11 protein-coding genes and 2 tRNA genes are annotated in these 12,276 nt (G+C 58.0%); 5 read left to right on the top strand and 8 right to left on the bottom strand.

Annotated elements, in window-relative coordinates; genetic code table 11:
- The first annotated feature begins 65 nt into the window (after positions 1-65).
- The 3 genes from FO488_RS07490 to FO488_RS07480 all read left to right on the top strand — a co-directional run bounded on the left by FO488_RS07490 (position 66) and on the right by FO488_RS07480 (position 3,493).
- Positions 66-1,439 (top strand): sigma-54 dependent transcriptional regulator, encoded by a 1,374-nt coding sequence (locus FO488_RS07490; RefSeq protein ID WP_149209983.1) that lies wholly within the window; start codon positions 66-68, stop codon positions 1,437-1,439.
- Between the two features lie 547 nt (positions 1,440-1,986).
- The gene (locus FO488_RS07485) at positions 1,987-2,994 is read left to right on the top strand and encodes a hypothetical protein (protein ID WP_149209982.1); all 1,008 of its coding nucleotides are present in this window, start codon (positions 1,987-1,989) and stop codon (positions 2,992-2,994) included.
- Positions 2,995-3,046: 52 nt separating this feature from the next.
- Complete coding sequence (locus tag FO488_RS07480) at positions 3,047-3,493, top strand: heme-binding domain-containing protein (protein ID WP_149209981.1); 447 nt, start codon at positions 3,047-3,049, stop codon at positions 3,491-3,493.
- A gap of 134 nt (positions 3,494-3,627) precedes the next feature.
- On the opposite strand, the gene yfbR is transcribed toward FO488_RS07480, so the two are convergent.
- The 3 genes from yfbR to FO488_RS07465 all read right to left on the bottom strand — a co-directional run bounded on the left by yfbR (position 3,628) and on the right by FO488_RS07465 (position 5,561).
- Positions 3,628-4,236, bottom strand: coding sequence for a 5'-deoxynucleotidase (gene yfbR, locus FO488_RS07475; protein ID WP_149209980.1), 609 nt, complete (start codon positions 4,234-4,236; stop codon positions 3,628-3,630).
- Between the two features lie 3 nt (positions 4,237-4,239).
- A complete protein-coding gene (locus FO488_RS07470; protein WP_149209979.1) occupies positions 4,240-5,382 on the bottom strand; it encodes a deoxyguanosinetriphosphate triphosphohydrolase in 1,143 nt (380 codons plus the stop codon).
- 103 nt (positions 5,383-5,485) lie between these two features.
- Positions 5,486-5,561 (bottom strand) — tRNA-Ala (locus tag FO488_RS07465).
- A gap of 167 nt (positions 5,562-5,728) precedes the next feature.
- Here FO488_RS07465 and FO488_RS07460 point away from each other — a divergent pair.
- Positions 5,729-5,815: transfer RNA gene (locus tag FO488_RS07460), tRNA-Leu, on the top strand.
- Positions 5,816-5,920: 105 nt separating this feature from the next.
- Here the strand turns inward: FO488_RS07460 and FO488_RS07455 are convergent.
- The 4 genes from FO488_RS07455 to FO488_RS07440 form a co-directional block, all read right to left on the bottom strand.
- The gene (locus FO488_RS07455; RefSeq protein WP_149209978.1) at positions 5,921-6,964 is read right to left on the bottom strand and encodes a hypothetical protein; all 1,044 of its coding nucleotides are present in this window, start codon (positions 6,962-6,964) and stop codon (positions 5,921-5,923) included.
- A gap of 369 nt (positions 6,965-7,333) precedes the next feature.
- On the bottom strand, positions 7,334-8,437 hold the full coding sequence (locus FO488_RS07450) for a 6-phosphofructokinase (protein WP_149209977.1): 1,104 nt from the start codon (positions 8,435-8,437) through the stop codon (positions 7,334-7,336).
- An 82-nt stretch (positions 8,438-8,519) separates the two neighbouring features.
- Positions 8,520-8,840 carry a response regulator gene (locus FO488_RS19665; RefSeq protein ID WP_205743377.1) on the bottom strand — a complete coding sequence of 107 codons (321 nt, stop codon included), beginning with the start codon at positions 8,838-8,840 and terminating at the stop codon, positions 8,520-8,522.
- A gap of 2 nt (positions 8,841-8,842) precedes the next feature.
- On the bottom strand, positions 8,843-11,092 hold the full coding sequence (locus tag FO488_RS07440; protein WP_205743376.1) for a PAS domain-containing protein: 2,250 nt from the start codon (positions 11,090-11,092) through the stop codon (positions 8,843-8,845).
- A 300-nt stretch (positions 11,093-11,392) separates the two neighbouring features.
- On the opposite strand from FO488_RS07440, the gene FO488_RS07435 reads away from it, so the two are divergent.
- The gene (locus tag FO488_RS07435; RefSeq protein WP_149209974.1) at positions 11,393-11,788 is read left to right on the top strand and encodes a hypothetical protein; all 396 of its coding nucleotides are present in this window, start codon (positions 11,393-11,395) and stop codon (positions 11,786-11,788) included.
- 8 nt (positions 11,789-11,796) lie between these two features.
- Here FO488_RS07435 and FO488_RS07430 read toward each other — a convergent pair whose 3' ends face one another.
- A complete protein-coding gene (locus FO488_RS07430; protein WP_149209973.1) occupies positions 11,797-12,039 on the bottom strand; it encodes a hypothetical protein in 243 nt (80 codons plus the stop codon).
- Positions 12,040-12,276 lie beyond the last annotated feature (237 nt).

Raw genomic sequence — 12,276 nt, 5'->3', positions numbered from 1 at the left:
TGACTATTTTTGAACAACCTAGGGGGTTCAATAGCCTGTTAGAAGGTTTAGTTGAGGTGCGCACGATGACACATGACACCCGCATCCTCCTGATCGACGACGACGACTCGGGGCGCGAGGCCCTGGAACTGCTCCTCAAATCGGTCGGGTACAGCGTCGCTTCGGCAGCCACCGGCGAAGCGGCCCTTGGCCTCATGACCCAGGAGCCGTTCAAGCTGATCGTCTCCGACCTGTTCCTGCCGGACAAAAGCGGGTTCGACATCCTGCAGACCGCCCGCGCCCTCTCCCCTTCCACCGAGGTCATCGTCATCACCGGCCACGCCTCCGCCGAAACAGCGGTGCGGGCCATGAAGGAAGGGGCCTGCGACTACATAACCAAGCCGGTCAACTTCGACGAACTGAAGCTGGTTATCGGCAAGGCGCTGGAAAAGCAGCAGCTTCTCTCCGAAAACATCTACCTGCGCAAGCAACTCCAGAAGCGTTTCGAATTCAGCAACATCATCGGCACCTCCCCGGCCATGACCCTGGTCTTCGAACGGATGGCCCGCATCGTCAAGACCGATTCGAGCGTATTGATCAGCGGGGAATCGGGCACCGGCAAGGAGCTAGTCGCCCGGGCTCTCCATTATAACGGCAACCGCCGGGACAAGCCGTTCATCGCCGTCAACTGCAGCGCCATTCCGGAAGCCTTGCTGGAGAGCGAGCTGTTCGGCCATGTGCGCGGCGCCTTCACCGGCGCCATCAGGGATAAGGCGGGCAAATTCGAGGCAGCCAACCACGGGACCATCTTCCTGGACGAGATCGGGACCATGCCCCAGCACCTGCAGACCAAGCTTTTGCGCGTCATCCAGGAGCAGGAACTGGAACGGGTCGGCTCGAACAAGCCGGTCAAGCTGGACGTGCGGATCATCTCGGCCACCAACCTGGACCTGGAACAAGAGGTCCGCCAGAACAGGTTCCGCGAGGACCTCTTCTACCGCCTCAACGTCATCCCCCTCCACCTCCCTCCCCTGCGGGAACGCCGTCACGACATCATGGCGCTGGTGGAACATTTTCTCTCAAAGTGCTGCCGGGTGATGGCGCGTGCTCCCATGACCATCAACAAGCAAGCCCTGGAGGCGCTGGAAGAGTACGGCTGGCCGGGCAACGTACGGGAGCTGGAAAACATGGTGGAGCGGCTGGTGGCCCTGACGGAGGGGGATGTCATCCGCTATGAGGACCTGCCGCCAGGGATCGGCGGCCAGATGAGGACTTCCGGCGGACCGTGCGTCGAGTTGACCGAACAGGGGATCGACATGGCTGCCTCCCTCGCCACCATCGAGAAATCGTTGATCGCGCAGGCCCTGGCCATGGCCGGCGGGGTGAAGGCAAAGGCCGCGGCACTGCTTGGCATCAACCGGACAACCCTGGTCGAAAAGATGAAACGCCTCAATATGTAGAGATGTTGTTCCCGCCATGGCCCTCTGGGCTTACCCAAAATGTTAATAAAATTAACATTTTGATGACAGCCATAATAATTTGATATTATTAAACAAATTCAAAAGTGTTAAAAAAATTAACACTACACAACTACCTGCAACAACAACACATTTTTAAGAGTGTTAAAAAAATTAACACTCTTACTCTCCGTCTGGTCGCAACGACCGCCATCGCCATACCACCTCATGGTCCACCATCCACCCGATGGTCCCTTCGCACAACGTTCCCGGCTGTATGAGATAAACGACCCAATCATTGCAGCTAGCGGTGGAGGTAACCACATTTTCCGGCATGAAACGGTAGTTTCCATCCCTGACCGCGGCATGAACACAGCACTAAAAGATTATATTTGCTTTATGCTTGAAATTCAAATTGTGACAGGGTAAATTGAAGGGTTATAAAAACACCATTGCCTGCCGGCAGTTTATCCAAGCCAACATCACCGGTCCCGTAATACGGCGCCTTCCGCTCACGATAGGCCGTATCATGGAGCCCCAGGAGTTCACGATGAAACGCAAAGCACTGGCCCTCCTCTCCGGGGGGCTCGATTCCACCCTGGCCGTCAAACTGATGCTCGACCTGGGCATCGACGTCGAGGCCCTCAACTTCACCTCTCCCTTCTGCACCTGCACCGGCAAGAACGCCGGCTGCAAATCCGAGGCGGTCCGCGTGGCCGAGGAGTTCCAGATCCCCATCAAGGTAATGAACAAGGGGCTCGACTACCTGGAGGTAGTGCGCAACCCGCGCCACGGATACGGCAAGGGGATCAATCCCTGCATCGACTGCCGCATCTACCTGCTGCGCAAGGCAAAGGAATATATGGCCGAGAGCGGCGCCGACTTCGTCATCACCGGCGAAGTGCTCGGGCAGCGCCCCATGAGCCAGCGCCGCGACGCCATGCGGGTGATCGAACGGGAGAGCGGCCTGGAAGACCTGCTGCTGCGGCCGTTGTCGGCCCAGTTCTTCGCTCCGACCCTCCCCGAGCGCGAGGGGTGGATTGACCGGGAAAAGCTCCTCGCCATCAAGGGGCGTTCCCGCAAGGATCAGATCGAACTGGCCGACGAGATGGACGTGAAAAACTACCCCTGCCCCGCCGGCGGCTGTCTTTTGACCGAGCTTTCCTTCGTCCCCAAGGTCCGGGACGTCTTCGACCACAGCGACGAGCTCAACCTGCGGGATTGCCGCCTGCTCAAGATCGGCCGCCACTTCCGCATCGGGGCGCGCACCAAGGTCATCATCGGCCGCAACGAAGCGGATAACAACCTGCTGGAAAACGTCATGCAGGCGGGCGAGACGGCCCTTACCTGGATGGACGGCAACACACCGGCAGGGGTCATCGTCGGTGCCCAGGACCCGGCCGGCATCGAGCTGGCGGCGCGCATCCTGCTGCGCTACACCAAAGCCGAGCAGGCGGCCGCCTGCCGGATCAAGGTCCGCTGCAGCGGGAGCGAAGAGATCATCACCGTCGCAAACGACATGAACGAGGGGGCCGTCACCCCGTACCTGATCGCCTGATTCCGGGCCGCTGCACCCGCCGGGCGATCCTGCACCGGAAAGGAGCATAGCCATGAGCATCGTCCGCAAATCGCTGGCCATGATCATCATCCTGGCCGCGGCCAGCCAATTGGTCCCTTACGGGAAAGACCACACGAATCCGCCGGTGGTGCGCGAACCTGCCTGGGACAGCCCCGCCACGCGCGACCTCGTAAAGCAGGCCTGCTTCGATTGCCACAGCAACGAAACCGTGTGGCCCTGGTATTCGCGGATCGCCCCGGCCTCCTGGCTGGTCTACCGCGATGTTGCGGAAGCGCGGGAACACCTGAACTTTTCCCAGTGGCAGGGGGGTGCGGCCAAGGGCGAGAAACCCGACAGGGTGACCAGGGAGGTGGAGTCGGGGGACATGCCCCCCTTCCAGTACCGCATCGCCCATCCCCATGCCCGGATGGATGACGCCACCCGAAAGGCGTTGCTCCAGGGCCTTATGGCCACCATGAAGGGTTCAGCCACCCGCTGATCCGCAGCAAGCTCATTGAGTTCGACAAAAAAAACGCGTCCGGCAGGTCTGCCGGGCGCGTTTTTTATGGATATCGCCCTCTCCCCCCTTGCGGAGAAAAGCCGGGGAGGGGAAACATTGCGGCACGCCGGTCGCTACCCCAGGCGCAACTCGTCCAGCGACAGCCGGTAACCGGGCAGGAACTTCTCCAGGAAATAGCGCACCTCGGGGAGCGGGCTGGCGGAAAGACTCTCAAAATGTTCGGCTCCGGCCCGCCGGAACTCCACATTGCCGGATTTTCCCTCTTCGATGCACTTGACCAGGGCCGCGATCTTGTCGGCCGCCTTGATCAGGGCACGGTACTCCTCGTCCCCCTCGAAAAAGAAGAGCGGCTCGTATTCCCTGGCCAGCTCGGGCGGCAGCATGGCCAACAGCTTGCGGCGCGCCCGATCCTCCAACTGGTGGAAGGAACGCTTGAAATTGGGGTTGAAGTGCTTGACCGGGGTGGGCATGTCGCCGGTGAAGATCTCGCTGGCGTCGTGGAAGATGCCGTACAACGCGGCCCGTGACGGGTCCAGGTTGCCGTCGAAATAGGTCTTGCGGATCATGGCCAGGGCGTGGGCGATCACCGCCACATCCAGGCTGTGCTCCTGGATATTCTCCGGCACGGTATTGCGCATCAGGCCCCAGCGGCTGATGTAGCGCATGCGCGCCAGAAAGGCGTAAAAATCGTAGGTGCCGTCCTGCTTCTCTGCCTGCTGCATCTCTTAGCCCCGCTCGTACGGCTCGAAGAGCCGCTTGTATTCATCCAGCGCAAACCGGTCGGTCATGCCGGCAATATAATCGCAGACCACCCGTTCCAGGCCGAAACGGTCGAACCGCGCCCGGTATTTGGGGGGCAGCAGGTTCGGAAAACGGAGATAGGTCTCGAACAGCCGGGTGATGAAGATCTCCGCCTTGACCCGCATCTTGTCGACCTTGTGATGGCGATACAGGTGTTCGAAGAGGAAGCGCTTCAGCTCCATGTTCTGCAGCGTAATGGCTTCGCTGAAATGCACCATGGGCCGGTTGACCCGCCGCAGGTCGTCCTGCGACACGATGGCGTACCGCTCCAGGTTGGCGGCGACGGTGGCGCAGATATCGCCGATCAACAGGCCGATCAGGGTGCTGATGGTTTGGAAAATCAGGCGTTTGGTGTCGATTGCCGGGTACTTCCGGCGTATCCCGTCGCTGGCCTGACGCCAGATTTCGATATGCTCCAGCATCTCCAGGGTGATGTACCCGGACTTGAGGCCGTCGTCGATATCGTGGTTGTTGTAGGCGATCTCGTCGGCATAGTTGATGATCTGGGCTTCCAGGGAGGGCACCACGCCCGGCAGAAACCCGGCCATGATCTCCGACGGGGCGTCGTAGGGGCTGGAATGCTTGATGATCCCCTCGCGCAGTTCCCAGGTCAGGTTCAGGCCGTTGAATTCCGGGTAGCGCTCCTCCAGCTCGTCCACCGTGCGGAAGGACTGCAGGTTGTGCTCGAACCCGCCGTGCCCCACCATGAGGCGATTCAGCACCTCCTCGCCGGTATGCCCGAAAGGGGTGTGCCCCAGGTCGTGGGCCAGGGCCAGCGCCTCGGTCAATTCCTCGTTCAGGTGCAGGCGGCGCGCGATGGCGCGGCCGATCTGGGCCACCTCCAGGGAATGGGTCAGGCGGGTACGGTAATAGTCCCCTTCGTGGTTGACGAACACCTGGGTCTTGTACTCCAGGCGCCGGAAGGCGGCGCAGTGGATGATACGGTCCCGGTCCCGCTCGAAGGCCGGGCGATCGTCGCGAAACTCCTCGGCATGCTTCCGGCCGCGCGAGTTGGCGCTGATGCAGGCATAGCCGGCCAGATCGGTACGTTCGGCGGATACGGACATGGCACTACCTCGTGGAATGGAGGCGCTTTTGTCACCAGGTGGCAAAAGCGCCAAATCGGAACAGAAAAAGGGGTTAGGCGTATCGCCTAACCCCTTGAATTTCTGGTGGAGCTGAACAGGATCGAACTGTCGACCTCTTGAATGCCATTCAAGCGCTCTCCCAACTGAGCTACAGCCCCATTGACTAAGGAAGTAATTAACTACCAGATGACGCCGTCGCTGTCAATATTATTTTGAAACTTTTTTACGTTTTTCTCGACACCCCCATCCCCTGCCCCCCGGCAACGGGGAACAAGGCTATTTACCCTTGACGGGCACGTATGGTTACAGTATAGTGCCGAGACCTGCCGGAGTGGTGAAATTGGTAGACGCACTGGACTCAAAATCCAGCGGGGGCAACCCCATGCCGGTTCGACCCCGGCCTCCGGCACCACAGATAAATAAGGGCTTTGCGGGTTTTTCCTGCAAAGCCTTTTTCTTTGGCAAATAACACAAATCATAGTTTGGAATTAAGTATGATGTCCCTGGAATTACCCATTTACAATTTGTTAGGACACACAAGTTTTCCCAGATCGTTCATTATTGCTGTGTAGTGGGGCGTTCGTGCCAGCACTTTTGGCACTGCAAATTGCTCAGAGTCGGCTTTTGTGAGCTTGATAATTCTTGGGGCCTCAATTTCATCCCTATAATCAGGATGTCGAAGGGAACGTCGTACAGCAAGTCTCTCTTCATCATTCAGCGACAACCACAGCCGAGGAGAAATGAGTGGTTCCTCGCACCTAAAAAAGGCAATATCGTTGACTAGTTGCTCTATCCTCTGAGGCTGATTATAATTTTCCAGAAAGGCATCCAAAAACCTCTCAACGGCCTTAAATACTGTGAGCACAAGTAACGAACCTTCTGAGTAGGAAATTAGATTGTAAGCGACTACTGATTCAAATTCATCTGGCTCAACATTGAAGCAGCCACAGCATGAAACTAACAAATTTTGAGAGAAATTTATTACAAAATATTCAATACTATCAATACTGGAGCCAAGAATAATATTAAATGTACTGCCTAAATATAACGCCATAAAGTTACTACAAAATCTATCATGCATATCGGCGACAGAAAGATATGATTGTCGTCCTTCTGGATTAACAATAAATCCAGCCATCTTTCTTAAAAAATCAGCGTGTCGTCTTTTTCGACAGTATTCTAAAGCAAGTGCGCGCAGATGAAGTGAAATATACATTCCGTCATTTTTGCCCATAGGCGGAGCTTCTGCCGGTGCGAAGAGCATCGTATCATGGGCAGGGCAGAAACCCTTGAACACACTAGCGTCATTAATACCAACTTTTACGACATGTAGCGGATCAGTGGCTGAATTATTCTTAATCGCCATGTTATATGATTGTTGCAGAGAGTAAACAACACCATTAGTGGCTAGAGCTTCAGCACACGAAGCACGTTGGATAGCATGTGATTGAATCGCTGTCTCATTACATCCAGGAAATAGGCATGAGTATCTTTTATTTCTCAAATATTTATCAGTAACTTGTATTGCTCTTTTATTATTTTTATGAAGACATGAACTCATTTAGTATTTCCATTTATTTTATCTGAGAGGACAAGAAACAGGCCAAAAAGAATAGAGGGGGCGCGTCTATATTTTTCATTATATATAGAATGGATACCTGACCAAGGGCAATTCAGCTCGTCACTTTTTTCCACCCACGCCTCCTTCTACCCCACCCAAGCCCAAATTTCAACGCAATTTCAAATTGTTGATAAAATTAACACAAACAGAGCAAGAGCCTTATCACCTTATTATCAAACGAAAAACGGCGCCTGAAATCCCCTCGGGCGCCGCAATTTGTATCATTTTGCTACAAAAATAACTCATACCGGCCTGGTGCTTTGCAACCGGTGTGAGTCTTTGCGTATGACGAGTTCCCCCTCCCCTGTCCTAATCCCCAAAACAGGTATGCACACTCCTGGCGCTCTTAACCCAGTCGTGATCCAGCGGCACGGTCTTGCGCTTCCCCACCACGTCCTTGAGCGGCACCGGCTTGACGCCATCGCCCCGCGCCGCCACCATGACGCCGAATTCGCCTTTATGGATGAGGTCGGCGCAGACCGTGCCCAGGCGCGTGGCCAAGAGACGGTCGCCAGCCGAAGGCGTCCCGCCGCGCTGAAGGTAGCCCAGAATCGTGAGGCGCGATTCCAGGCCGGTGAGTTCTTCCAGTTGCCGGGCCAATTGCAGGCTGTTGCCCGGCTTGCTGTCGGCAATCCGTTCCTGGGCCTGCTGTTTTTGCTCTTTTTTCTTTTTGTCCTTGCCCCCTTCGGCCAGTTTGGCGGCATCTTCCCGGGAAACGGCGCCTTCGGCCACGGCAACGATGCTGAACCCCTGCCCGCTGTGACTGCGGCGCATGATTGCCGCGGCAACCTGCTTCACATCATAGGGTATTTCCGGAATCAGGATGACATCGGCGCCGCCGGCAATGCCGGCCCCCAAGGCCAGCCACCCCGCCTTGTTGCCCATCAGCTCCAGGACGAGGATGCGATGGTGGCTGTGGGCGGTACTGTGCAACCGATCCACCGCTTCCGTGGCAATGCCGAGTGCGGTGTCGTAGCCAAAGGAGACATCGGTCAGGACCACGTCGTTGTCGATGGTCTTGGGCAGGGTAATCACATTCAGCCCCTGCTTCATCAGATGATAGGCGTTCTTCTGCGTGCCGCCGCCGCCCAGGCAAACCAACGCATCCAAGTGGTGCTTGCGGTAGTTTTCCACAATAACGTCGGTCATATCCATCAGCTTGCCGGCAACCGGCATGGCGTAGGGCTTGTCACGGCTCGTGCCCAGGATCGTGCCGCCCAGGGTAAGAATGCCCGAGAGCGCGGCCGAATCCAGCAATTGGGTCCGGTTTTCCATCATGCCGCGAAAGCCGTCGCGGAACCCGATCACCTTCATGCCGTACCGTCCCAGGAGCGCCTTGCCGACCCCCCGGATCGCCGCGTTCAATCCGGGGCTGTCGCCCCCGGAAGTCAAGATGCCGATCATTTTGCTCATGACGTGTCAGCCTTTCCCCCATTGCCCCAGCCAGCCGGCAGGGGCAAACACGCGTCACCTTCGCAGGTTCCCCGCCTTTCCCTCACCGATCCAGCACCTCACGCACCTTGGCCGCCAAATCGGGCAGGGAAAACGGCTTCGAGATAAAGTATACCCCCTCATCCAGCACACCGTGATGGGCGATGACGTTGGCCGTATATCCGGACATGAAGAGGCACTTCACCTTCGGGCAGAGCGGCGCCAGATTTTTCGCCAGTTCCCGCCCGTTCATCCCGGGCATGACCACATCGGTCATAAGGAGCCGGATGTCGGCGGCGTGTTCCTGGGCGAGCCGGAGCGCCTCGCTTGGGCTGTTTGCCGCCAGCACGCGGTATCCCTGCCTTTCCAGCAAGATCTTTGTCATGGTCAGAATGCTCGAATCGTCCTCGACCAGCAGAATGGTCTCCTGCCCCCCGGAGAGCGGCTGCGCAACACCTTCCATCGGGACCGTCCCACCCCGCCTTCGTGACGGGGCAGGTAGATCCTGAGCGTCGTCCCATGGCCCGGCTCGCTGTAGATAGTGATGAAACCGTTGTTCTGCCTGACGATGCCGTAGACCGTCGCCAGCCCCAGGCCGGTGCCTTGGCCGCCCCCCTTGGTTGTGAAGAACGGCTCGAAGATGTGTGTCAGCGTTTCCTTGTCCATGCCGCAGCCGTCGTCGCTCACGGCAAGCGCGACGTACTCTCCCGGGATAAAGCCCACATGGGTGGCACAATATTCCCGATCGAAAAAGCGGTTGCCGGTCTCGATGGTGATCCTGCCCACATCGGCGATGGCATCGCGGGCGTTGACGCACAGGTTTGCCAGGATCTGGTCGATCTGGGACGGATCGACACGAACGGGCCACAGGCCGGCTGCCGGCTTCCACGCCAAGTTGATATCCTCGCCGATGAGGCGCCGCAGCATCTTGAGGGTGTTCTCCACGGCCTCATTCACATTCAGCACCTTGGGCGCGATGGTCTGCTTGCGGGCAAAGGCCAGCAACTGCTGCGTGAGGTCGGCGGACTTCTGGGCGGCCTTGCGGATCTCCTCCAGGTTGGCCTGGAGCGGGTGCGCTGGCCCCAATTCGGTGATCCCCATCTGGGTATAGCCCAGGATGACCGTCAGCAGGTTGTTGAAGTCATGGGCCACGCCGCCGGCCAGCCGCCCCACCGACTCCATCTTCTGGGCCTGCTGGAGCTGGGCCTCCAGGTTGGCCTTTTCCGCCTCGGTCCGCTTGAGTTCCGTAAAATCGGAGACCAGCACGAAGAACCCCTGCGCCTTACCCTCCACCAGATCCGGGATATAATGGGTCCAGGTGTAGCCGGTCTCGCCGTTCGGCTTTACCAGGGGCCTTTCGAAATGCTGCGGTTCTCCCCGCAGGACGCCGCGAATGCGGGGTTCATACTTGCAAAATTCCGTTTCGCCCATCAGGTCCTGCAGGGCAATCCCCATCATCTCTTCCGGCCCCTTGCCGAACCACTCCAGATACGCCCTGTTGGCGAACCGGCAACGCAGTTCGTCGGTCCAGTAGCTGACCATGCCGGGGAGTTGGTCGTTCAGCGTCCGAAGGAACCTCTCGCTGGCAACCAGTTTTTCTTCCGCCTGCTTGCGCAGCATGGCCTCGCCGATATTCTCGGCGATACCTTCGAGGGTTTCTATGGCCTCAAGGGTAAAGCACCCCTTCCGATGGTCGTTCAGTTGCAGCAGGCCGACAATGCGGCCTTTGGCCCGAATGGGAATCAGGGCGATGGAGGCGAACCCCTGGTGTATGCACTCATTGCGGGGGTTGTCCCGGGGGTCTTCGGCAGCAGGGACATGGAGAACGGGAAAGGAATCATTGGTCCAGCAACTGCCTCCTTTGGTGAAACCGGTGTCCGCGGCATCCGTCTTCCCGGTAATCACCAGGCCGCAGGTGCATTCCAGACAGACCTCACCGCATTCGTCCCGGCAAATGCCCCCGTCCCGCGTCCTGGCCAGAAGCGAATTTTCCTTGTGCAGGAACTCCCGGGAGAAGCCTTCCTGGTAGAAATAGGGGAAGTCGTCCTCGTCCTGTAGACGAATCCCCACGGCATCGACCCCGGTTGCCGTCTTCACCAGGCCGATGACCTTCTGGATGGCCTCTTTCTGGTCCCCTTCTTCGTTCAACGCCCGCAGTATGTCCTGCCCCATGCTGCGATAGGCTTCCGATCTCTTGCGGGCCGTGATGTCGCGCGCAATGTGGACGCAGGAGGTCAAGCGCCCTTCGGCATCGTAGATCGGCGACACCGTCACCTCGAAAATGCCGTTCAGCCTCTTTTCTTCAACCTGTTCCGTATGACCGCACCCGTCCCGCATCATCATGACATGGGGACAGACCCCCGCCGCATCGGGCGAGGCATGCATCACCTCATGGCACTTCCGCCCGATCAACTCCTCCGGCCGCAGGCCGCACCGCTCCGCCATGGCCCGGTTGACACGCCGTATGGTGTACTGGGCGTCGATGATCGTCATGAGGTCGGGAACGGCGTCGAAGGTCTGTTCCCAGTCCTGCCTGGCCTGGCGGTTCTCCTGCCGGTCGTCCTTCGGTTCTGGTGAGATGTGCGCGGCGCCGCCCGGTTCAACGGCACCGGCCGGCAGGCTCGATTGATCATGCATGGAAGCGGCCCCTTGGCGGTATCGACACGTCGATAGTATTGCCAAGAACTGTAACAGATGATTGCGGCGATGCAAGGGCGGCCGGAGCGCAGCCAGACGGGAAATGTACCAAAGCGGGCGTCGGCATGGGGCGAATGAGACACGAAGATTGTGCGGAATCCCCTGGTATGCCGTTGTCTTACAAGCATCTGCCGGCGGCATCGACCGGCGGTGCGGCCACCTCACCCGCGCCCCGCCGTCTTGCCCCTTGAACGCCGGCATGGTCCTGCTATACTTAGAACCACACGACAAGGAGACGTCATGCGCCATACCGTATTTATAGTGACGGCAGCCGTCATCTTCTTCGCCGGCTGCGTCTACCGGCTCACCCCTGAAAGGGTCGAGCAGCAGATCGTCGCGGGCAGGACCACCAAGCAGGAGGTGGTGAAGCTCTACGGCGCCCCCTACCTGAGGTACAAGACCCCGGGCATGTCCATGTCATCGGGCACAAAGGAATACCTGCTCCACGCGGGGGGCGAAACCTGGCTCTACCACATCCACTATCTGGGGATGCTCGACATCGTTGAACAGGAAACCTTGCGCATCCTGTTCAACGACAAGGGGATCGTATCGTCCTATGCCTTTACCAACGCCACCTCGGCCGGCCCGCTCCCGAAAAAGCCGCAACAGCCCTCCCCCACCCTGCTCCCCAGGTAATGCCCGCGTCAGCGCTTGCGTCCCGCGTACCATTTCCAATAAAACAAAAGCGAAATCATGGGGATCGCGATCAGGGCCGCGATGATATACGGCACGACAATATCTATGTTCGTATCGAAAAACATGCTGCGCAGGTCGGGTGCGCAGGAAGGGATGAGACAGATGGTCGAGAGGTAGAGACCGATGCACATGGTGATGATGGAGTTCAGGATCAACCAGTGGAATATGGTTTTGTATTTGTCAGATTTCATTGTCGTGCCTACCTTTATCGCGCAGTAGCGTCAACGAGCTCCGAGACGTGTTTCCTTCTACGGCAAAATCCGGTTCCCCTCCGGAACAGGAAGCATTTGACATGCCAAGAGCCCTCCGGGGGCACATCCTTTTCAACCTGCCGATATTACCGGAATAAATGCCCATCGCCTCCTCCGCTCGTCCCGCGGGGTGAATACCCGCCAAATACCTATCAAAACAATCAAGAACAAGCAACA

It is taken from the genome of Geobacter sp. FeAm09 (assembly GCF_008330225.1).
GTDB lineage: Bacteria > Desulfobacterota > Desulfuromonadia > Geobacterales > Pseudopelobacteraceae > Oryzomonas.
This window is presented reverse-complemented; position numbering and strand designations above follow the sequence as displayed.

Coding starts and splice junctions, on each gene's coding strand:
- FO488_RS07490 (WP_149209983.1), top strand. CDS start 66: ATGACACATGACACCCGCATCCTCCTGATCGACGACGACGACTCGGGG.
- FO488_RS07485 (WP_149209982.1), top strand. CDS start 1,987: ATGAAACGCAAAGCACTGGCCCTCCTCTCCGGGGGGCTCGATTCCACC.
- FO488_RS07480 (WP_149209981.1), top strand. CDS start 3,047: ATGAGCATCGTCCGCAAATCGCTGGCCATGATCATCATCCTGGCCGCG.
- yfbR (WP_149209980.1), bottom strand. CDS start 4,236: ATGCAGCAGGCAGAGAAGCAGGACGGCACCTACGATTTTTACGCCTTT.
- FO488_RS07470 (WP_149209979.1), bottom strand. CDS start 5,382: ATGTCCGTATCCGCCGAACGTACCGATCTGGCCGGCTATGCCTGCATC.
- FO488_RS07455 (WP_149209978.1), bottom strand. CDS start 6,964: ATGAGTTCATGTCTTCATAAAAATAATAAAAGAGCAATACAAGTTACT.
- FO488_RS07450 (WP_149209977.1), bottom strand. CDS start 8,437: ATGAGCAAAATGATCGGCATCTTGACTTCCGGGGGCGACAGCCCCGGA.
- FO488_RS19665 (WP_205743377.1), bottom strand. CDS start 8,840: ATGACAAAGATCTTGCTGGAAAGGCAGGGATACCGCGTGCTGGCGGCA.
- FO488_RS07440 (WP_205743376.1), bottom strand. CDS start 11,092: ATGCATGATCAATCGAGCCTGCCGGCCGGTGCCGTTGAACCGGGCGGC.
- FO488_RS07435 (WP_149209974.1), top strand. CDS start 11,393: ATGCGCCATACCGTATTTATAGTGACGGCAGCCGTCATCTTCTTCGCC.
- FO488_RS07430 (WP_149209973.1), bottom strand. CDS start 12,039: ATGAAATCTGACAAATACAAAACCATATTCCACTGGTTGATCCTGAAC.